Below are 20,118 nucleotides of genomic sequence, written 5' to 3'. Positions count from 1 at the left end.
CGGTTTCGCGTTGCTGTTTCGCCGGAAAACCGGCGAGAATGACGACACCCCCTCAGGGCGTCGCGGATCGGCCCGGGAATCGGGCGCGTTGTGCGGCTCACGGACCTCAGCACCGGTTTTGACCTGCCTGGGTTCCCCCTATGTGGTGATTATCTGCCTTTCAACTCCCCAGTGCGGGTGAGGGCGCGGTACCAATTTCCTGACAAGTGTCGATGAACGCGGGTAGCAGCTCGACAATTCCGTCCACCCCCGTGGGAGTTTCTGTGATGCCCCGTCGTTCCGGATTCATGCGCTCCCGCGGGAAGCGCGCTGCCGCGGCTCTGGCGGTGGTTTTCGCCCTGGGCGTCGCGAGCGCCGCGCCGGCGATGGGTGCGACTTTGCCGCCCAGCACCAGCACGGCTGCCCCGTCCCCGGCGCCGGTCAGCGCAGCGGCTCCCGCACCGGACAGCTCGACGGCACCCGCCCCCGCGACGCCCACCACCGCAGCACTGTCGACCGCGGCGTCAGCCACCGCAGCTCCGGCCGCAGCACCGTCCACCTCGGCGTCAGCCACCTCGGCACCGGCCGCCCCGCAGCCGAGGGCGGTCGAGCCGCGAGGGCTGGGCACGCCGCGCAAAATCGGCCCCGACCCGGCCTTCTCGACGGTCGCCCACGGCGCGATCACGATGGCGTCGAACTCGGTCGTCAGCTGCAGCACCACCCCCACGACCTGCGGGGAGACCGCGAACAACTCCGCGTACGGCTACTGGGTCAAGAGCGACCCGGCGGCGCCGGGCAACACCGCCTCGAGCGCGAACCTGACCATCCCGCCCGGGGCGAGCGTGCTGTCGGCCCGGCTCTACTGGCAGGTCAACCCGGTCTCCTCGAACGCCGACTCCGGCGACGCCTCCCGCGCGAACCAGGTCGCGTTCAAAGCCCCCGGCTCCACCTCCTACCAGCGGCTGACCGCCGACACCTACGACTGGTTCGACGCGCTGGGCAGCGGCTTCCCGCAGATCACCGCGCACGCGGGCGTCAAAGACGTCACCGGGCTGGTCAAACAGGCCGGCGGCGGCTCCTACACGGTGGCCGACCTCCAGGCGTGCCGCGGCAACTCCGCGAACAGCGCCAGCAACCTCGGCTGCTGGGGCGGCTGGTCGCTGGTGGTGGCCTACGAACTGGCCAGCGAGCCGCTGCGCTACCTGCAGGTCTGGGACGGTTTCGACGTGGTCCGGGCTGGCGGCAGCCCCACCGCCACGACCATCGACTTGAACGGCATCCGGACCCCGGGCGACCACGCGCCGTCGTCCACGCTCGGGGTTGTCGTCGGCGACGGCGACGCCAACATCTCCGGCGACTACCTCGAATTCGGCCGGGACTCCTCGTCGCTGCAGCGCCTGACGCTGCCCGCGCCCGGCGGCACCAGCACGAACAACGCCTTCAGCAGCCGGATCGACCGCGTCGCCTCGAACGGCACCGGCAGCAATATCACCGACCGCACTCCGAACCCGGCCAACAACTTCGGCTACGACGCGCGCACAGTCGACGTCACCGGCAAACTGCCCGCGGGTTCGGACCGGGCGCAGCTGAAGGTCGGGACCACCGGCGACGCGCTGTACCCGCAGACCGTCTGGCTGATGACCGAAGCCAACGAGCCCAACCTGCAGATCGTCAAGTCCAACGATCCCGAGGGCAACCTCCAGGAGCGTCCGCCCGGCTGGGTCGCGCGCGGCGGCGAGATCTCCTACGGGCTGGACGTCGCCAACCGGAACCCCGACGGCAGCACCACCAACCTCGACACCGCGACCGGCGTGGTCGTCACCGACACGCTGCCTGCCGGAGTGTCCTATGTGGCCGGTTCGGACCCGAGGTGCTCGGCGGCCGGGCAAGTTGTCACCTGCAAGCTGCCCGACCTGGCGCCGGGGCAGAGCACGCACATCGGCTTCCGGGTCACCGTTTCGCCGACCGTCGCAGCCGGCACCCGCCTCGACAACACCGCCTCGGTGGTCTTCCAGGGCAAGCAGACCGGCCGCGAACAGAGCAGGACCAGCAACACCGTCCGCAACGTCGTCGCGGTGCCGGAGTACACGCTGGCCAAGGTCGTGGACAAGGCGAACGCGCTGCCCGGCGACCAGCTGACCTACACCGTCACGCTGGACAACACCGGCAATATCCCGGTCCCGGCCACCACCGTCACCGACACGCTCCCGCCCGGCACGACGTTCGTCAGCGCGGACACCACGAGCGGCACCGTCGCCGGCACCGGCCCGCTGGAATGGCACGCCGCTGAGATCCCGGTGGGCAGCCGGGTGACGATGACCGTGCACGTCCGGATCAACGACGCGACCATCGGCACCACGCTGATCAACCGCGCCAAGGTGACCGAAGGCCCGCCGCCGACCGTCCCGCCGGACCGGCAGTGCGCGGACGACGCCACGGCCTCCTGCGCGGAGACCGTCGTGCCCGGCCCGAAGATCGAGATCGCCAAGACGGCCGACAAGGCTTCGGCGAACCCCGGCGACACGGTGAAGTACACCGTGGTCGTGCGCAACACCGGCCAGGTCGCGGCTCGCGGCGCGACGTTCACTGACGACCTGTCGAAGGTTCTCGACGACGCCGTCTACAACAATGACGCCGCTCCCGCCGCTCAGATCTCTTACGCCGCACCGAAACTGACTTGGACCGGCGATCTGGCAGTCGGCGCTTCGGCGACGATCACCTACAGCGTCACGGTGAAGAATCCCGATCCCGGCGACCACAAGCTGAGCAACGTCGTCACGTCGACGACTCCGGGCAGCAATTGCGCGGCCGGGTCGACCGATCCTCGGTGCGGCACCACGACTCCTGTATCCGGGATTCGGATCAGCAAGACCGCCGATCCGGCCAGCGCCAAGCCCGGCGACACCGTGAAGTACACCGTGACTGTCGCGAACACCGGCCAGACTCCCTTGTCCGGCGCGACTTTCACGGACGATCTCTCGAAGGTGCTGGACGACGCGGCCTACAACGGCGATGCGTCGGCTTCGGTTGGTTCGGTGAGTTATGCGGCTCCGCGGCTGACGTGGACCGGTGACCTGCCCGTCGGCAGCACCGCGACGGTGACGTATTCGGTGAAGGTCAACAATCCCGACACCGGAGACCACAAGCTGGTCAACGCGATCACCTCGACCACTCCGGGCAACAACTGTGCCGCGGGCTCGACCGACCCGGCTTGTTCGACGACGACGCCGGTGTCCGGGATGCGGATCGAGAAGAAGGCCGACAAACAGTCCGCGAACCCCGGCGACCAGGTGACGTACACCGTCGTCGTCGCGAACACCGGCCAAACTCCGTTGTCCGGCGCGACTTTCACCGACGATCTCTCGAAGGTCCTGGACGACGCGACCTACGGCAACGATGCGTCGGCGTCGGTGGGCTCGGTGGCTTACGCCGCGCCGCGGCTGACCTGGACGGGCGATCTGCCGGTGGGTGCTTCGGCGACGATCACCTACAGCGTCACGGTGAAGAATCCTGTTGCCGGCGACCATAAACTGATCAACACGATCACCTCCACGACGCCGGGCAACAACTGCGTCGCGGGTTCGACCGACCCGGCGTGCTCGACCACGACGCCGGTGTCCGGGATCGAATTCGTCAAGACCGTCGACAAGACCAGTGCCAATCCCGGCGATCCGGTCCGGTACACCGTGACCGTCCGGAACACTGGCCAGACTCCGTTGTCCGGCGCGACTTTCACGGACGATCTCTCGAAGGTCCTGGACGACGCGACCTACAACAACGATGCCACTCCGGCGGCACAGGTCTCCTACACCGCACCGAAACTGACGTGGACCGGCGACCTCCCGGTAGGCGGTTCGGCGACGGTCACCTACAGCGTCACCGTGAAGAATCCTGTTACCGGCGACCATAAACTGATCAACGGGATCACCTCCACGACGCCAGGCAGCAACTGTGCGGCCGGATCTACCGATCCCCGGTGCGGCACCACGACGCCGGTGTCCGGGATGCGGATCGCCAAGTCCGCCGACCGCGAGCAGGTCGTGCCCGGAGACAAGGTGACTTACACGATCACCGTCACCAACACCGGCCAAACTCCGTTGCCCGGCGCGACTTTCACCGATGACCTGTCGCAGGTGCTGGACGACGCCGTCTACAACAACGATGCCACTCCGGCGGCACAGGTCTCTTATACTGCACCGAAACTGACGTGGACTGGTGATCTTCCGATCGGCGGTTCGACGACGGTGAAGTACAGCGTCACAGTGAAGAACCCGGACCCCGGGGACAAGAAGCTCCACAACGTCGTCACGTCGTCGACACCCGGCACCAACTGCCCGCCGGGTTCCACCGATCCGTCGTGCTCGACCACGACGCCGGGCAAGGAACTGACGATCGCCAAGACCGTGGACAAGCAGACCGCGAACCCGGGCGACAAGGTCACTTACACGGTGAAGGTGACCAACACCGGCCAGGTTCCGCTGCCGGACGCGAGCTTCACCGATGATCTGTCGCAGGTGCTGGACGACGCCTCCTACAACAACGACGCGTCTTCCTCGGTGGGCTCGACCGGTTACACGGCACCGCATTTGACGTGGACGGGCGATCTGCCGGTCGGTGCTTCGGCGACGGTGACGTACAGCGTCACCGTGCACAACCCGATCTCCGGCGACCACCAGTTGCGCAATACGGTCAGCACTCCCGTGCCCGGCAACTGCGAACCCGGGTCGACGGACCCGAAGTGCACGACCCTGACGCCGCTGCCGGGGTTGACGATCGAGAAGAAGGTCGACAAGCAGTCCGCGAACCCGGGCGACAAGGTCACGTACACCGTGACTGTCACCAATACCGGCAAGACGCCGTTGCCCGGCGCGACTTTCACCGACGACTTGTCGAAGGTGCTCGACGATGCCGCTTACGGCAACGATGCTTCGGCTTCGACCGGCACGGTGACGTATGCCGCGCCTCGGTTGACGTGGACCGGCGACCTCCCGATCGGCGCTTCGGCGACCGTGACTTACAGCGTCACCGTGCACAATCCGGCTGGCGGCGATCACCGGCTGACGAACGTCGTCACGTCGGAGACTCCGGGCGGGAACTGCCCGCCGGGGTCGACGGATCCGCGTTGCGGGACGACGACGCCGGTGTCCGGGATCGCGATCAGCAAGGTGGCGGACAAGTCGTCGGCGAAGCCGGGGGACAAGGTCACCTACACGGTGACTGTGGTGAACACGGGCCAGACTCCGTTGTCCGGTGCGACTTTCACTGACGACTTGTCGAAGGTCTTGGACGACGCTGCCTACGACGGCGACGCGACGGCCTCTGCGGGTGTGGTGACGTACGCCGCGCCTCGGTTGACGTGGACCGGAGACGTGGCGGTCGGTGCTTCGGTGACGGTGACGTACAGCGTCACGGTGGCGAATCCGGTCAAGGGCGATCATCGGTTGACGAACGTGGTCACCTCCGAGACTCCGGGGTCGAATTGCCTGCCGGGGTCGACGGATCCGCGTTGTGGGACGACGACTCCGGTTGCGGGTTTGGACATCTCGAAGGTCGTGGACAAGAAGGATGCGAAGCCGGGGGACAAGGTCACTTATACGGTGACGGTGCGGAACACCGGTCAGACTGTCCAAACGGGAGCGACGTTCACGGACGATCTGTCGAAGGTCCTCGACGATGCTGCTTACGGCAACGACGCTTCGGCTTCGGTCGGCTCGGTCACGTATGCCGCGCCTCGGTTGACCTGGACCGGTGATCTGCCGGTCGGCGCGACGGCGACAGTCACGTACAGCGTGACGGTGAACAACCCGGTCAAGGGTGATTTCAAGCTGGCGAACGTGGTGACGTCGGATACGCCGGGCGGGAACTGCCCGCCGGGATCGACGGATCCGCGTTGTGGGACGACGACCCCGGTTGCGGGTTTGGGCATCTCGAAGGTCGCGGATAAGAAGGACGTCAAGCCAGGGGACAAGGTCACTTATACGGTGACGGTGAAGAACACCGGCCAGACCGTCCAAACGGGAGCGACCTTCACCGACGATCTCTCGAAGGTGCTGGACGATGCCGCTTACGGCAACGATGCTTCGGCTTCGATTGGCTCGGTGACCTACGCGGCTCCTCGGTTGACGTGGACTGGCGATCTCCCGATCGGTGCTACGGCGACGGTCACGTACAGCGTCACAGTGGCGAATCCGGTCAAGGGCGATCACCAGTTGAAGAACGTCGTCACGTCGGACACTCCGGGCGGGAACTGCCCGCCGGGCTCGACGGATCCGAGCTGTGGCACCACGACGCCGGTGTCCGGAATCACGATCAGCAAGGTGGCGGACAAGAAGGACGCGAAGCCGGGCGACAAGGTCACTTACACCGTGACCGTGACGAACACCGGCCAGACTCCGTTGCCCGGCGCGACGTTCACCGACGATCTGTCGAAGGTTCTCGACGACGCCGCCTACGACGGGGACGCGGCAGCCTCGATCGGCTCGGTGGTCTATGCCGCGCCTCGGCTGACCTGGACCGGTGATCTGCCGGTCGGCGCGACCTCGGCAGTCAGCTACAGCGTCACCGTGAACAACCCGGTCAAGGGCGATTTCAAGCTGGCGAACGTGGTGACGTCGGATACTCCGGGCGGGAACTGCCCGCCGGGGTCGACGGATCCGCGTTGTGGCACCACGACTCCCGTCGCGGGCTTGGACATCACCAAGGTCGCGGATAAGAAGGACGTCAAGCCAGGGGACAAGGTCACTTATACGGTGACGGTGAAGAACACCGGCCAGACCGTCCAAACGGGAGCGACCTTCACCGACGATCTGTCGAAGGTCCTCGACGACGCCGCTTACGGCAACGACGCTTCGGCGTCGATCGGCTCGGTGACCTACGCGGCTCCTCGGTTGACGTGGACTGGCGATCTCCCGATCGGTGCTACCGCGACGGTCACCTACAGCGTCACCGTGAACAACCCCGTCAAGGGCGATCACACGCTGGCGAACGTCGTCACCTCGGATACTCCCGGCACGAACTGCCCGCCGGGCTCGAAGGATCCGAGGTGCGGGACGACGACGCCGGTCGCGGGGCTGATCCTGGCCAAGAAGGCGAGCGTCGCCGAGGCCAAGGCGGGTGACCAGGTCACTTACACCGTCACCGCGACGAACACCGGCCAGACCGCGCTGAAGGACGCGACCTTCGCCGACGACCTGACCGGCGTCCTCGGCAACGCCTCCTACAACAACGACGCGACCGCTTCGACCGGCTCGACGAGCTACACGGCGCCTCGGTTGACGTGGACCGGCGACCTGGCGGTCGGCGCGACCGCGACGGTCACCTACAGCGTGAAGGTCAAGACCCCGATCGGCGACGGGCAGAGCCTGCGCAACGTCATTTCCTCGACGACGCCCGGCTCCAACTGCCCGGACGGCTCCGTCGACCCGCGGTGCAAGACGACCACGCCGCTCACGAAGACCCCGCCGACGCCGCCGACCCCGCCGACAGTCCCGCCGACGCCGCCGGTCCAGCCCTCGCCGCCGAACCCGCCCCTGGCGTGGACCGGCGTGGTGCTGATCCCGGTGGGAATCGTGGCGATCGCCCTGCTCGCGGGCGGAGGGGCGCTGCTGCTGATCTCGCGCCGCCGAAGGTCCCAACGCTGACGGGCTGGTGATGGCTGGGCCTGCTGCGTTGAGAGCAGGCCCAGCTGCGGTCGACGCTTTTGCCGCAGGCCAGCTGGTCTGGTGGCGCTGGAGCCGTGTGCTGGCGCGAGTTGCTGTGGCTGCAGCTCGGCGATGGCGGAGGTCGCCGCGCATCGGCCGGATGCTGCTCCGGCTGATACGGCGAGCCGGACGCCGGGGGAGCGCGCGGACGAGTTCCGCCACGAGAGTCGGCGGAGGGCCCAGGCGAGCTGGCGGTGGGGACCGTCGGGTCAGCCCTGCGCCCGCCTTCGCCAGAATCCTCCTGGGTGAGGCGGCGGGAACCGGCTCGCCCGCGAGAGCTTCGTCAGCGCAGCGGGACCCTGCTCGGAGAGGACTGCCAGCGCCACGCTTGAAGCAAGGCGCCGGAGCCGCCCGAGGCCGCGGCGCCCCATGCTTGAAGCAAGGCGCCGGAGCCGCCCGAGGCCGCGGCGCCCCATGCCTGAAGCAAGGCACCGGAGCCGCGCAAGCGACCCCGGCGCCCCACCGGATCAGCCCTTCGCCAACCCCTGCATCTCAGCGATCTCCGCCTGCTGCGCGTCGATAATCCGCTGCGCCAGGGCCTTCGCCCCGGCATCCGCGCCCTGGGCCAGTTCCGTCTTCGACATCTCGACCGCGCCCTGGTGGTGCTTCACCATCATGTCCAGCCACGACCGGTCGAATTCCGGGCCCTTCGCGGCGTCCAGGCTTTTCATGTCGGCATCCGACATCATGCCGGTCATCGAGTGGTCGCCGGACATGTCGTGGCCGCCGGGCATGGAATGGCTGGCGGGCGCCGCGCCCCAGGCGGTCAGCCAGCCTTGCATCTGGCGGATTTCCGGGTCCTGCGCCCGGTCGATCCGGCCGGCCAGGTCGACGACCTTCGGGTTGCTGCTGCGCGACGGCACCATTTTCGCCATCTCCAGCGCCTGCTGGTGGTGCGGGATCATCTGCTGGGCGAACGTGACATCAGCGGCATTGTGCCCCGCCTGCGCCGGAGGAGCAGGGGATTCCGGGCTGCCGCAAGCACCGAGCAGGAGCGAAGCGGCCAGCACGGCGCCGCTGAAAAAGATTTTGCGCATGAAAAAACCTTCTCTCAAAAGGAAAACTGCGAAAAAGACCGGAGCGGAAGCTGTCGATCAGGTGCGCAGCACACAGAGAGAAGTCAGGACGATCCGGCCTCGTCTGTCGGGCGGCCGGTCAGCGGCGGGGGAGCCGCGCGTGCCGTCGAAAACCGCTTTGACGGCGGTGTAGCGGCGGAAGGCCAGCAGGCCCAGGACGAGCGCGCCGGCCGCGTACAGGACCGCCAGGCAGAGGTGCAGCATCGAGTGTTCGCCGGCGGGCATGCCGGAGTCCGCGGCGGGCGCTGCGTCGTGCGACGCGACGACGGACACTTGGCTCGGCATGGAGTGTCCGGGGGAAGGCACGTGGTGCATCACGGCGATGCCGAGCGCCAGCGCGAACAGCAGCAGCACCCGCTGCACGCTGCCGAGCCGGGACGCCGTCATGGGACCGACTCTACCGGGCACGGGGGAACCGGCGCGGGGCGGACAAACCGGTCACGCTGAGTGGTCGGCGGAGGGCCCAGTACTGGAAGTTGAACCTTCACTCAAGCAGGTTCCAGCCCGTGGCGCCGAGGCTGCCCCCGCTCGCCCGGGACGCGGGTGTGCTACTAGGTTCGAGGGGGCAAGACTTGATGTCGAAGACAGAAGGAGGGCCCCATGGCCCGGTACGAGCTGCCCGAACTCGATTACGACTACAGTGCCCTCGCACCGCACATCTCCGGCGAGATCAACGAGCTGCACCACAGCAAGCACCACGCCGCTTATGTGAAGGGCGCGAACGACACGCTGGACAAGCTCGCCGCCGCGCGCGAGGCGGGCGATTTCGGGTCGATCGTGGGCCTGGAGACGACGCTGGCGTTCAACCTGGCCGGGCACGCCAACCACGTGGTGTGGTGGAAGATCCTCTCTCCGGAGGGCGGGGACAAGCCGACCGGGGAGCTGGCGGCGGCGATCGACGAGGCGTTCGGGTCGTTCGACAAGTTCAAGGCCCAGTTCACCGCGGTGTCGACGACGATCCAGGGCAACGGGTGGGGCGCGCTGTCGTGGGACCCGATCGGCAAGACGCTGATCACCCAGCAGCTGCGCGACCACCACAACAACCTGATCCTGCCGACCGTGCCGATCCTGCTGGTCGACGTGTGGGAGCACGCGTTCTACCTGGACTACAAGAACGTGAAGCCGGACTACGTCAACGCCCTGTGGAACATCTTCAACTGGGCCGAGATCAGCAAGCGCTTCGACAACGCCGTCGCCGGCGGCAACGGCCTCCTGCTCGGCTGAGACCGGCGCACTGAGGCACCGGAAACGGGGGCCGGCCCACGCGGCCGGGCCCCGTTTCGCATTTCGTAGCGGAAATAGTCGCCCGGGCGGGGGAAATCGCTGCGGCAAATGTCGGGAACTGCTGGTCCGTCGGCGCATCGCGCGCACCGGACAGGCGGCTCGCACGGCCCGGATCCGGCGGCATCCGCGCGTGCACGGGGCGCGTCCGGCGAATGCGCCCGGTCCGGCGAGACGATTTGTCTCGCTTTCGCGGTTCCGCCGCGAACTGTCCGTAGACGGACCACCTGGTTCAGCGAGATTCGCTCGCATTCGGTGGGTTCTTTCCCCGAACGGAAAACGCGCCTGGACAGCGGCGGACGGGCGCGGCACTCTGGAAGCGCAACCATGTCGGGGGGCAGGGGGAGCACATGGCGTTGCGCATTCATTTCACCGACGACGATTTCGGCCGGACGAGGCGGCGCACCGGCCCCGATCCGCTGTGGGAACTGGTGCTGAGCCTCACGGCGCTGCAGAGCCGCCGTCCGGCGAGCGGGCTGCGGGTCTGGTCCGCCCGCGCCCGCAAGCAACTTCGCAGAGAGGGCCTGCTTCCGCAGCCCCGTCCGGGGTCCGCGCTGCAGATCACCGCCCGGGCGATGAAGGCGCTGCCGCCCGGCGGGAGCCGCGGCGAACCGGCCGTACGGCACGCGGGGGCGCTGAGACAGCCGGAGCGGCGGCAGATCGGCCCGGTCGCGGGAGACGGCCTCGTGCACGTCCCGAAAACGAGGCTGCGCGCCGATCTCCAGACGTTTTTCGTGCACGGGGCCGCGCCCTCGTGGGTCGGGGAGCTGGCCGACGGCGCCCGCGCCCTGCTCGAGTCGGCGCTCACGTCGTACGGCACGGCTCGGCAGGCTCCGATTTGGCCGTCCGCCGGCAACGGACGGGCCGCGGCGCAGATCCGCTGGGAGGGCCCGGAGCCGTCCGGCGAACCGGCCGCGGACCGCAGTGTCTACTTCGGAGGCTTGCTCGTGATCCCGGCCTATTTCCGGGTCGTGGAAACGGATCCGGCGACCGGACCAGAGCCGCAGGCGGTCTGGGGGCTGCCCGGGGAGCGCGCGATTCCGGCGAGCGACGCCGAGCAGGATCCGCTGCCGGACCTGCTCGGCACCACTCGGGCCCGCGCGCTGCACGCGCTGGCCGTTCCGCTGTCGACGGCCGAGCTGGCCGGCGAAATCGGCGTGACCCCGGTGGCGGCGGGCAAGCACGCAGGCGTTCTCCGTCGCGCGGGATTGGTGGAGAGTCAACAGGACGGGAACACAGTGCGGCACGCGGTGACGGCCACCGGACAGGCATTGCTGAGCGCGTCCGGCGGGTAACGCGGAATGAGTGCGCGCCCGGAAGAATCCGCCGTACTGGCGGAAGGCGGCGGCACAAAACGACGCGGCGCGGGCGATCCGGCCGGTGCGGAATGGAACACGGCTGCGCGGCGGTGAACCCGGCGCTCTCGAGCCGCTTGTCGCGTCAGGGTTGCTTCCGTGTGGCGTTACCCACGAATGAGTGAAAAGAACGGGTGAAATCGGGCGTCTCTTGCCCGTCGCGGGCGTCTTTTCCTGCGACTTGGGCACATTTGTCCGCAAACCCTGCCGTGCTCCCGGTTTTCGCGGCATTCTCGTGGCATGGCTTCTGGTGGTTTCCGCGCGCCCGCGCCGCGCGGCCGGGTGTTCCTCGTTCCGCTCCTGGCCGCGGCCGTCGCGGTCTCGGCGGTGGCCGGGGTCTGGCTGGGCCTGTGGATCCACCGCCAGGGCGCCGCGGCGATCGACCGCGCGCCCGGCCGGTCCGTCGTCGCCGCCGTCGCGCCCGAGTCCGGCGCGCTGCGCGGGACCGAGGGCGCCGCGATGCCCGACACCCGGCGCGTCACGTGGACCGCCCCGGACGGCGGCACCGAGGAAGCCAACATCCCGCTGCGCTCCGACCCGGCGGCTCGCGGCCTGACCCGCGTCCGCGTGGACGCGCGAGGGCAGCTCCGGTCGTCGTCCCCGGACCGGATCGACATCCTGTCGGTCTCGGTGATCACCACGATCGCCTGGGAACTGGTCACCGCGATCGCGGGATTCGCGCTGTTCCGCCGTTTCGCGCGCGGGCGCGCCGCCGCCTGACGATGCTTTCCCCGCCACGCCGGGGCGGGCGTCAGCGCCAGTGGCAGCGGTAGAACCAGATGATCGCCAGCGGGATCGCCGTCGTGAGCACCGCGCCCACCGCGATCGGCGGGGCGGAGCCCATGCCGAAGCCCACCACGAGCGTGACCAGGCCGGTGAGGAACACGCTGAGCACGCCGAGCGCGGCCGCGGCGAAGGTGATCGCCGGCATCGGGCGGAACTTCTCGAACCGGCGGGCAAGGCGCGGACTTTCCTGGGCGAGGCGCCGTTCGATCTCGTCCAGCTGATGTTGTTCGTGGTCGCGCAGCGCCATCGTCCGCTCCGCCCGTCGACCTGGCCGAAACTTCTGCGCTGATTCTGCCACGAAACACGGCCGGAAACCGGGGTCGCGTTCAATTCGACGCCTCGCGCGGGTGAGACCGCGAGCGGCGGCCGAGAGGTGCGAAATCCTTTCGGGATCCGCGAAGCGAGGGCGGCCCGCCGCGCCCGGCAAGCGGGCCGCCCCGGGGATCAGTCTCGGCGGCGGCCGCCCACGATGAGCCGGTAGCCGGTCAGGATGACCAGCGCGCCGAGCACCGCGAGACCCCACGTGCGCAGGTCGAAGAACGTCCCGAGCTGGGTGTGGAACAGCGTTTTGCCGATCCAGCCGCCCACGAACGCGCCTCCGATCCCGAGCAGGATGGTGATGATGCAGCCGCCCGGGTCCTTGCCCGGCATGAGGGCCTTCGCGATCAACCCGGCGATCAGGCCCAGCACGATCCAGCTGACAACGCCCACGTCGGTCCTCTCCTCGGTACGGCGGCGGCCCGGCGGGCCGCCCCTGGCGGGACCAGGATGGCATGGTCCGTCCGGGTGGCGCGCGCCAGCGTCGGAGCTACCGTGCGTAGCACCGGCCCGAGTCAGCGGCGAAGGGCGGTTTCGGAGTCCATGTGCGACAGCTTCGCCGGATTCCGCACCGCGTACAGGCCGGTGATCTTGCCGTCGTCGATGCGCAGCGTGAGCACGGTGTCGACCTCGCCGTCGAGCGTCAGCACCAGCGCCGGATGCCCGTTGACCACCGTCGGGCGCAGCGGCGCGGGGATCTGGGCCCCGCCGGCGGTCAGCAGCCGCGCGACCTTGTCCGCGCCGACGATCGGCCGCGGCACCGCCTGCTTCACGCCGCCGCCGTCGCCGAGGAAGACGACGTCCGGGGCGAGCAGGTCGAGCAGTCCCTGCAGGTCGCCGGTCTCGACGGCCCTCCGGAACGCGTCGAGCGCGCCGCGGGTCTCGGCGGGCGAGACGTCGCCGCGCGGACGGCGGGCGGACACGTGCGACCGCGCCCGGTGCCCGATCTGGCGCACCGCGGCCGGGGTTTTGCCGACCGCTTCGGCGATTTCGTCGTAGGGCACGTCGAATACCTCGCGCAGCACGAACACCGCGCGCTCGGTCGGCCGCAGCGTTTCGAGCACCAGCAGCATCGCCGTCGACACGCTGTCGGCCAGTTCGGCGTCCTCGGCGACGTCCGGCGCGGTGAGCAGCGGTTCGGGCAGCCAGGTCCCGATGTAGGACTCCTTGCGCCTGCCGAGCGTGCGCAGCCGGGTCAGCGCCTGGCGGGTGGTGATCCGGACCAGGTAAGCGCGGTGTTCGCGGATCTCGCCGAGATTGACGCCCGCCCACTTCAGCCAGGTTTCCTGCAGCACGTCCTCGGCGTCGGCAGCCGAGCCGAGCATCTCGTAAGCCACGGTGAACAGCAGGTTCCGGTGGGCGAGGAAGGTCTCGGTGGCGAGGTCCGGGCTCGCATCGCCGGGCGCTGTCATGGGTGGCTCCTTCGCGTTCTGGGGACGATCGCCCATAGGACGCCCGCCGCCGGGAGTTTGTGACATCAGGCCCGGCGGGCGGTGACCAGCCACGCTCGTGCGTCAAACCAGACGCCGTCGCGGTCGTGGTGCTTCGTCAGTTCGGCGCGCAGCCGGGCGAGGGCTCGGTCTTTCTCGCTGCGGGCGGCGAGCAGGTCGCTCGCTTCGTGCAGCTTGAGCACCGCGTCGAGCGCTGTGGACGGATCGGGGCCGTACCAGACCGGTTCGCGCACGTCGGCCAGTTCGACGTCGGCGAATCCGCTCGCGGTGAGGACACTTCGGACAGTCGCGGGATCGGCGAGGGAGAAGGCGTCGCCGGGCGCGGTGCCGTCCGGCGGATCGGCCTCGGCGAGCGCGCGGTGGATCGCGGTGACCCATTCCTGACGCCGCCGCTCCTGCCAAACGAGTTGCACGAGGCGCGCCCCGGGCCGCAGCGCGCGGGCGATGTTGGCGAACGCGGCGGCCGGATCGTCGAAGAACATCGTGCCGAACCGGCTCAGCCCGAGCGTGAACGCGGCCGGCGGGAACGGATGGACCTGTGCGTCCGCCCGGGCGAACCGGACGTTGGGCACGTCCGAGGCCGCTCGCTCGGCGCGGGCGAGCATCGGGGCGGACAGGTCGACTCCCAGCGCGCTGCCGCGGATCGCGCGCTGAGCGGCGGCGCGAGTGGTCTGCCCGGCGCCGCAGCCGATGTCGAGGACGTGGTCGTCCGGCCGGACGTCGGAGGCCTCGCGCAGGTGCCGGTCGTAGCGGCGCAGTTCCGCGTCGTAGTCGAAGTCCCCCATGGGATGCGAGGGTACTGGGACAGGACCTCGGACGGAGAGGAGTTCGCGACGATGGCGGAGCGGGGACCGGACTGGTTGCGGCGGACGTGGGACGAGGCCGCGCCGCGGTACGACCGCGACATCGCGTGGGTCGAGCGGGCGCTGCTCGCCGACGGCCGCGAGTGGGTGTGCGGGCAGGCTTCGGGGGAGGTGCTGGAAGTCGCCGTCGGGACCGGCCGGAATCTGCCGCTGTACCCGTCGGACGTGCGCTTGACCGGGATCGACCTCAGCCCGTTGATGCTGGACCTCGCGCGCCGCCGGGCCGCTGCGATCGGGCGCGAGGCGACACTGACCGAGGCCGACGCGCAGTCCCTCCCGTTCGCGGACAGCTCGTTCGACACGGTCGTCTGCACGCTGGGCCTGTGCGGAGTCCCGGACGAACGCGTCGCGATCGCGGAGATGCACCGGGTGCTGCGGCCGGACGGGCGACTGTTGCTGCTGGACCACGTCGGCAGCGATCGATGGTTTGTTCTTGCTGTGCAGCGGCTGGCGGAGAAGCTGACTGTCTGGCAGCTGGGGGACTACTTGACCCGTCGGCCGCTGCTGTTGCTGGCGGAGGCTGGGTTCGTGGTGGAGCGGGCGGAGCGGAGCAAGGCTGGGATTGTCGAGCGCTTGGTTGCGCGGAAGGCGGGCTAGTCCTGTACGGTCGTATTGTACGTTCGTATAGGAGGGTTCGGATGAAGAGCACAGGGGGGCACGTCGCGGTCGGCGTGCTGATGGCGGTCGTCGGCGCGGTGTTGTATTTCGCGTTCCACGACGTCGAGACGCCGGTGGTCGGGCTGCGGCAAGTCGGCGTGGTGGTGGGAGTGATCGGGATTCTCGAGTTGATCGCCGTCGCGTGGCGGGCGCGCGCGGGGGCGTCCCGGCGGTGAAGCGGGCCGCCCATGTGCTCGATGCTGTGCTGGAGGTGTTGGCAGAGCAGGGAATCGGCGCGCTGAGCGTGCGCACGGTCGCCGCCGTGGCGGGGGTTTCTCCGGCGCAGGTGCAGTATTACTACCGGACGAAGAACGACCTCGTGCGCGCCGGTTTCGAGTACGCGGGCGAGCAGTTCCTGGCGGAAATCGAGGCGGCGCAACCGAAAACGATCGCCGGTTATGTCGAACTGTGGCTGCCGGTGGACGAACCGCGCTCGCGGCGCGCGCGGGTGTGGCTCGCGTACGCGGCGGCGGCCGTGGTGGATCCGGTGCTGCGGAAGGAAAACGCGAAGCTCGATCGCGAGCTGCGGCAGTGGTATGTCAACGCCGGGCTGTCCGAGGACGTCGCGGCGCAGGTGTTCGCGATGATCGACGGCGTGACTCTGCAGTGCCTCTCGCTGCCGTTGGCGGACCGTCGCGAGCTGGTGGACCGGACGGTCGGCGCGTTCCTGACTTCGCTACCTCGGCTGATGTAACACGTGATACATTCAGCGCTGTGGCGGACGACAAGTGGCTGGTGCTGGTGGTGCGCGTGCCGTCCGGACCGTCGCGGCATCGGGTCGCCGTGTGGCGCGAGCTGCGCCGGGTCGGCGCGTTGTCGCTCGGGCAGGGCGCCTGGGCGGTGCCGGACGTGCCCGGGTTCGCCGGCGGCGTCGCGCGGGTCGCCGAGCTGGCCGAACGCGGCGAGGGCGAGGTGATCACGCTCGACGCCGCCGAACGGGACGGTTCGCGGCTGGTCGAGCTGTTCACCGCCGAGCGGGAAGAGGAGTGGGCGGAATTCCTGGCCGACTGCGGGAAGTTCGACGCCGAGATCGACAAGGAAATCCGGATCGGCAAGTTCACGATGGCTGAGCTGGAGGAGGAAGAGCAAAGCCTCGAGCGGCTGCGGCGCTGGTACCGGGATCTGAAGGCCCGGGACGTGTTCGGCGCGCCTTCGGCCGGGGAGGCGGAGCAGCGGCTGAAGCATTGCGCGGAGCGGCTTGCCGAGTACACCGAGCGGGTTTTCGAGGCCCTGCACCAGATGTGAGGGCTTCGTGTGGGTTTGAACGCGGTTGGTTTCGGCCGCGGCGGAGGTGGCTGTCCGCCGAGTGGGCCGGGCGGTTTTCGGTTCCCGCAGCAGAGGTGAGGGTTTCGCATGAATTCCGCTGAGCTGCGTCCGCTGTACGCCGCCGGTTTCGTCACCGCGTTCGGTGCGCACAGCATCGCCGCCAGCCTGGGCGCCTACACCCACGGCGATTCCTTGCTGACCCTGGGATTGCTGCTCGCGGTCTACGACGGGGCCGAGGTTGTGCTCAAGCCGGTGTTCGGGTCGCTGGCCGACCGGATCGGGCCGCGGCCGGTGCTGCTCGGCGGGTTGCTGGCGTTCGCGCTCGCGTCGGCGGCCTTTGTCGTCGCGGGGAATCCGGCGGCGGTCGGGCTGGCCCGGTTCGGTCAGGGCGCGGCCGCGGCGGCCTTCTCGCCCGCGGCCGGGGCGCTCGTCGCGCGGTTGTCGCCGGAGAAACGGCAGGGGCGGGCGTTCGGCGGTTACGGTGCTTGGAAGAGCGTCGGGTACACGCTCGGCCCGTTGCTCGGCGGCGTGCTGATCATGCTGGGCGGGTTTTCCTTGCTGTTCGGCACTCTCGCGGTGCTGGCCTTCGTCGTCGCGGGGTGGGCGGCGCTGGCGGTGCCCTCGCCGGAACCGTTGCCGCGTCGGCGGCAGACCGTGCTCGGCCTTGCCCGCCGACTTGCCGAGCCTGGGTTCGTGCGGCCGACCGCGGTGCTGGCCGGCACGACCGCGGCGCTCGCGGCCGGCATCGGCTTCCTGCCGGTGACCGGGGCGGCGAGCGGGCTCGGCACGGTCGCGACCGGTGCGGCGGTGTCGGTGCTGGCGTTGTGTTCCGCGCTGGTGCAGCCGTGGGCCGGCCGTCTCCGGGACGCGGGGCGGATTCCCGACGGGCCCGGGATGGCCGGCGGATTGCTGCTGACTGCCGCCGGGTTGGCGCTGGGGGCGCTGGTCCCGGGGATCGCGGGGGTGCTGGCCGCGGCGGTCGCGATCGGGCTCGGGGTCGGGGTGGCGACGCCGATCGGGTTCGCGCATCTGGCCGGCGCCGCGCCCAAGGAACGGCTGGGGCAGACCATGGGCGCGGCGGAAGTCGGCCGTGAGCTGGGTGATGCGGGAGGGCCGTTGCTGGTGGGCGCGATCGCGTCGGCGGCGACGCTGGGCGCGGGGTTTGGCGGGCTGGCGGTGGTGCTGGCAGCCGTCAGCCTGGTGGTGGCGAAGATTCGGTGAGGCTGGTGCTCTCTGGGAAGAGCAGTCACTGCATGTCCGGCCTAGCGATTTCTCCTGCTGCGGTGAGCCCAAACCGACGGAACCGTGCGGCGTCCTCCGCTTTGCCCTGTTCGAGCAGGAGTTCATGGAAGCGAAGCGCTGCGGGGCTCTCTCCCCGGTCGATCCGTGCCTTCAGCTCTTCTGCCCGGCCGAGCTTTTTCAGCAGGTCCGCGAGTCGGAAAGTCCAGTACGTCTCTCCCGGCTCGCACTTCTCGCGGAGCCACGCCACTGCACGCTCTTCTTGCCCGCTTTTCACGAGCGCAGCCACGATGGCGTCGCCGTCGATCCCCAGTTCGTCTAGCTCGTCGTAGTGAAGGGCATCATCGACTTCGCCTCGCGCAAGATGGTATTCGGCGAGTGCACCTGCGGCCAGCGTGTGGCCGTCCTCGACCAAGGACCTGAGCTCGTCCAGTTCGCCCAGTTCAGTCAATACGCTGACTAGTACGTGCTCACTTCCCGAGGATCGCAGCAGGGCCAGGGCTCGCGCTCGTTCGCCTCGGCGGAGCAGAACTTTTGCTGCTTCGTCCGCAGCGGAACTGACGCCCGAATCTGCCAGTTCGAGCAGCCCTTCCAGATCATCGCGCTCCCTGAGCCAATCCGACAGCACCCAGTCGACGTCGGCGCTGCCTTCGCCGGCGAACTCGTACAGCACGTCCATCGCCCAGCTCTCGTCGCCGCGTTCGCGCAGAACGTTCGCCAGGCCGATCGCTGCGTCGAAGTACCCTTGCTCGGTCAGATCCATCAGGTCTTCAACCCGCTTCTGCTGTTCAAGGAGCCCGGCAAGAGACATGACGGAGCCTTGGTTGCCGCGTGCGACGAGAATTTTCAGCACTTCGATCGCTCTGTCGGTCTCGTCGACCTCTTCGTACAGCTCGGCGAGCTTCTCGCATGCCCAGTCCTCTTCGAGGCCGTGGTGGACGAGGAGCAGGTCGATCGCGAGTTCGGGGTCTCCGTATTCGATGAGATGGCCGATGGCGTATTCGTTGCCTTCTTCGGCGAGCTCGGCGATTTCTTCGAAGTCCCACCCCGCGAGCAGAAGGCGCTCAAGATCAGCACCGGGGTCTGGCGACGCTGAAAGCTGATCGGCGACGCGACGCGCTTCGGCCTTGTCGCCAATCGCCCGGTACGCCTCGGCAAGAACGCGCATCGCTGTGACCGCACCGGCCTGCGCGGCTCGCTCCAACAGCGGCAGTGCGGCTGCTCGACGCTGCCGGTCTGCCGCGGCTTTCCCGATCCGGCCCAGGTCGTTGGCGTTGACCAAGTGCGCCGCGCATGCCGCCCAGAACGTGCTCGGCGGCAGGGAGCCGCGTCGCGTTTTCTCGACGTGCTGGACGAGGTAGTCGGCTACCCGATAGCCGTCCACTTTGCCCATCTCCGACCCGGCCGGGATCAACGGGGAGGTGGAACCGAGCAATGACCGACTGGCGTAGGCGACGGCCTCGTCGAACCAATCCGGCGGTGCGCTGGCGCGTTCGGCGGGGGTGCAGTACGCGGGCGCGGCAGCGCGGAGCAGGTCGGTCGGAATCGGTGTCTGGGCTCCCAGCAACGTACAGTCGATCGCCGCGGTCAGAATGGCGCGCGCGTAGCATCCGGCGACCTCCCAGCGGTGCACGATCTGCGGTGCGGCTGCGAGGATCTGAGCCGGCCCGAAGTCCCCTGACGTGAGTGCGTGCCGCAGCCGTTCGTCGCGCTTCGAGACCGTCTGCGCGCGTTCGGTTTCGGCAGCAGTGAAGGCCGTTCCCAGGCGGACCACGGTGGCGAGCTTGAGCAGCTCCCGCTCGAACCGGAACTGGTCGGTGGCGACGGACTCGTGAGTGTCGGTGTAGTCGCGGTAGTAGTGCGGCCACAGCGTGGCCACGATGATCACCTTTCGCGCGAGCATGGCCCGGACCGTCGCGGCGGTGAGTCCGTCTTTGCCGTCGAGGTACTGCTGGAGTTCGTCCAGCCACAACACAGTCTGTTCGAGATGAGCGACCTCGTGGTCCGGAGCCGGGTGCGCGATCGGCCAGTCAGGCACGACCGCGCGCAGCGCTTCGAACAGCATCCGCGTCTTGCCCACTGACGAACCGCCGACCAGCAGCACAAAACCGCCGGAGGCGGCTGCGGCTACAAGGTGGGCGCGCAGC

Annotated in this window: 17 protein-coding genes; 9 read left to right on the top strand and 8 right to left on the bottom strand. The window is 69.0% G+C overall.

The window, feature by feature from the left end:
- Nucleotides 1-160 precede the first annotated feature (160 nt).
- On the bottom strand, nt 161-700 hold the full coding sequence (locus tag ACZ7OI_RS11580; protein WP_470264104.1) for a hypothetical protein: 540 nt from the start codon (nt 698-700) through the stop codon (nt 161-163).
- On the opposite strand from ACZ7OI_RS11580, the gene ACZ7OI_RS11575 reads away from it, so the two are divergent.
- Entirely contained in the window at nt 666-7,619 is a 6,954-nt protein-coding gene (locus tag ACZ7OI_RS11575) for a COG1361 S-layer family protein (RefSeq protein ID WP_470264103.1), read from the top strand. The genes ACZ7OI_RS11580 and ACZ7OI_RS11575 overlap by 35 nt on opposite strands.
- A gap of 527 nt (nt 7,620-8,146) precedes the next feature.
- On the opposite strand, the gene ACZ7OI_RS11570 is transcribed toward ACZ7OI_RS11575, so the two are convergent.
- Together ACZ7OI_RS11570 and ACZ7OI_RS11565 are read right to left on the bottom strand one after the other, a co-directional pair.
- Entirely contained in the window at nt 8,147-8,716 is a 570-nt protein-coding gene (locus tag ACZ7OI_RS11570; protein WP_470264102.1) for a DUF305 domain-containing protein, read from the bottom strand.
- A gap of 57 nt (nt 8,717-8,773) precedes the next feature.
- Nucleotides 8,774-9,142, bottom strand: a complete 369-nt coding sequence (locus ACZ7OI_RS11565; RefSeq protein ID WP_470264101.1) for a hypothetical protein — start codon at nt 9,140-9,142, stop codon at nt 8,774-8,776.
- Nucleotides 9,143-9,355: 213 nt separating this feature from the next.
- On the opposite strand from ACZ7OI_RS11565, the gene ACZ7OI_RS11560 reads away from it, so the two are divergent.
- The 3 genes from ACZ7OI_RS11560 (at nt 9,356) to ACZ7OI_RS11550 (ending at nt 12,111) form a co-directional block, all read left to right on the top strand.
- Nucleotides 9,356-9,979 (top strand): superoxide dismutase, encoded by a 624-nt coding sequence (locus ACZ7OI_RS11560; RefSeq protein ID WP_470264100.1) that lies wholly within the window; start codon nt 9,356-9,358, stop codon nt 9,977-9,979.
- Between the two features lie 407 nt (nt 9,980-10,386).
- Nucleotides 10,387-11,331, top strand: coding sequence for a hypothetical protein (locus ACZ7OI_RS11555; RefSeq protein ID WP_470264099.1), 945 nt, complete (start codon nt 10,387-10,389; stop codon nt 11,329-11,331).
- A 300-nt stretch (nt 11,332-11,631) separates the two neighbouring features.
- A complete protein-coding gene (locus tag ACZ7OI_RS11550; RefSeq protein ID WP_470264098.1) occupies nt 11,632-12,111 on the top strand; it encodes a hypothetical protein in 480 nt (159 codons plus the stop codon).
- 31 nt (nt 12,112-12,142) lie between these two features.
- Here the strand turns inward: ACZ7OI_RS11550 and ACZ7OI_RS11545 are convergent, their stop codons facing one another.
- The 4 genes from ACZ7OI_RS11545 to ACZ7OI_RS11530 form a co-directional block, all read right to left on the bottom strand.
- Nucleotides 12,143-12,424, bottom strand: a complete 282-nt coding sequence (locus ACZ7OI_RS11545) for a DUF3040 domain-containing protein (RefSeq protein ID WP_470264097.1) — start codon at nt 12,422-12,424, stop codon at nt 12,143-12,145.
- 197 nt (nt 12,425-12,621) lie between these two features.
- Nucleotides 12,622-12,888, bottom strand: a complete 267-nt coding sequence (locus tag ACZ7OI_RS11540; RefSeq protein ID WP_009077073.1) for a GlsB/YeaQ/YmgE family stress response membrane protein — start codon at nt 12,886-12,888, stop codon at nt 12,622-12,624.
- A 122-nt stretch (nt 12,889-13,010) separates the two neighbouring features.
- The gene (locus ACZ7OI_RS11535; RefSeq protein ID WP_470264096.1) at nt 13,011-13,907 is read right to left on the bottom strand and encodes an RNA polymerase sigma-70 factor; all 897 of its coding nucleotides are present in this window, start codon (nt 13,905-13,907) and stop codon (nt 13,011-13,013) included.
- A 65-nt stretch (nt 13,908-13,972) separates the two neighbouring features.
- Nucleotides 13,973-14,731: a class I SAM-dependent methyltransferase gene (locus ACZ7OI_RS11530; protein WP_470264095.1), complete on the bottom strand. Its 759-nt coding sequence runs from the start codon at nt 14,729-14,731 to the stop codon at nt 13,973-13,975.
- Nucleotides 14,732-14,782: 51 nt separating this feature from the next.
- Here ACZ7OI_RS11530 and ACZ7OI_RS11525 point away from each other — a divergent pair, with 51 nt between their 5' ends.
- The 5 genes from ACZ7OI_RS11525 (at nt 14,783) to ACZ7OI_RS11505 (ending at nt 17,953) form a co-directional block, all read left to right on the top strand.
- Complete coding sequence (locus ACZ7OI_RS11525; RefSeq protein ID WP_470264094.1) at nt 14,783-15,406, top strand: class I SAM-dependent methyltransferase; 624 nt, start codon at nt 14,783-14,785, stop codon at nt 15,404-15,406.
- A gap of 41 nt (nt 15,407-15,447) precedes the next feature.
- Complete coding sequence (locus tag ACZ7OI_RS11520; protein ID WP_470264093.1) at nt 15,448-15,642, top strand: hypothetical protein; 195 nt, start codon at nt 15,448-15,450, stop codon at nt 15,640-15,642.
- A gap of 26 nt (nt 15,643-15,668) precedes the next feature.
- Entirely contained in the window at nt 15,669-16,160 is a 492-nt protein-coding gene (locus tag ACZ7OI_RS11515; protein ID WP_470264092.1) for a TetR/AcrR family transcriptional regulator, read from the top strand.
- A gap of 20 nt (nt 16,161-16,180) precedes the next feature.
- Complete coding sequence (locus ACZ7OI_RS11510) at nt 16,181-16,711, top strand: Chromate resistance protein ChrB (RefSeq protein ID WP_470264091.1); 531 nt, start codon at nt 16,181-16,183, stop codon at nt 16,709-16,711.
- Between the two features lie 108 nt (nt 16,712-16,819).
- The gene (locus ACZ7OI_RS11505) at nt 16,820-17,953 is read left to right on the top strand and encodes an MFS transporter (protein ID WP_470264090.1); all 1,134 of its coding nucleotides are present in this window, start codon (nt 16,820-16,822) and stop codon (nt 17,951-17,953) included.
- 25 nt (nt 17,954-17,978) lie between these two features.
- Here ACZ7OI_RS11505 and ACZ7OI_RS11500 read toward each other — a convergent pair whose 3' ends face one another.
- Nucleotides 17,979-20,075 (bottom strand): hypothetical protein, encoded by a 2,097-nt coding sequence (locus tag ACZ7OI_RS11500; protein ID WP_470264089.1) that lies wholly within the window; start codon nt 20,073-20,075, stop codon nt 17,979-17,981.
- Nucleotides 20,076-20,118: the final 43 nt, after the last annotated feature.

Source organism: Amycolatopsis sp. NPDC114503, assembly GCF_055633655.1.
Note: the sequence above shows the minus strand (reverse complement) of the source record. Positions and strands in the feature narration are given on the sequence as shown.

Bases quoted from the DNA above. Each gene is read 5' to 3' on its own strand.
- ACZ7OI_RS11570 (WP_470264102.1), bottom strand. From the start codon at position 8,716: ATGCGCAAAATCTTTTTCAGCGGCGCCGTGCTGGCCGCTTCGCTCCTG.
- ACZ7OI_RS11545 (WP_470264097.1), bottom strand. From the start codon at position 12,424: ATGGCGCTGCGCGACCACGAACAACATCAGCTGGACGAGATCGAACGG.
- ACZ7OI_RS11520 (WP_470264093.1), top strand. From the start codon at position 15,448: ATGAAGAGCACAGGGGGGCACGTCGCGGTCGGCGTGCTGATGGCGGTC.
- ACZ7OI_RS11560 (WP_470264100.1), top strand. From the start codon at position 9,356: ATGGCCCGGTACGAGCTGCCCGAACTCGATTACGACTACAGTGCCCTC.
- ACZ7OI_RS11565 (WP_470264101.1), bottom strand. From the start codon at position 9,142: ATGACGGCGTCCCGGCTCGGCAGCGTGCAGCGGGTGCTGCTGCTGTTC.
- ACZ7OI_RS11530 (WP_470264095.1), bottom strand. From the start codon at position 14,731: ATGGGGGACTTCGACTACGACGCGGAACTGCGCCGCTACGACCGGCAC.
- ACZ7OI_RS11525 (WP_470264094.1), top strand. From the start codon at position 14,783: ATGGCGGAGCGGGGACCGGACTGGTTGCGGCGGACGTGGGACGAGGCC.
- ACZ7OI_RS11535 (WP_470264096.1), bottom strand. From the start codon at position 13,907: ATGACAGCGCCCGGCGATGCGAGCCCGGACCTCGCCACCGAGACCTTC.
- ACZ7OI_RS11555 (WP_470264099.1), top strand. From the start codon at position 10,387: ATGGCGTTGCGCATTCATTTCACCGACGACGATTTCGGCCGGACGAGG.
- ACZ7OI_RS11575 (WP_470264103.1), top strand. From the start codon at position 666: ATGGCGTCGAACTCGGTCGTCAGCTGCAGCACCACCCCCACGACCTGC.
- ACZ7OI_RS11505 (WP_470264090.1), top strand. From the start codon at position 16,820: ATGAATTCCGCTGAGCTGCGTCCGCTGTACGCCGCCGGTTTCGTCACC.
- ACZ7OI_RS11550 (WP_470264098.1), top strand. From the start codon at position 11,632: ATGGCTTCTGGTGGTTTCCGCGCGCCCGCGCCGCGCGGCCGGGTGTTC.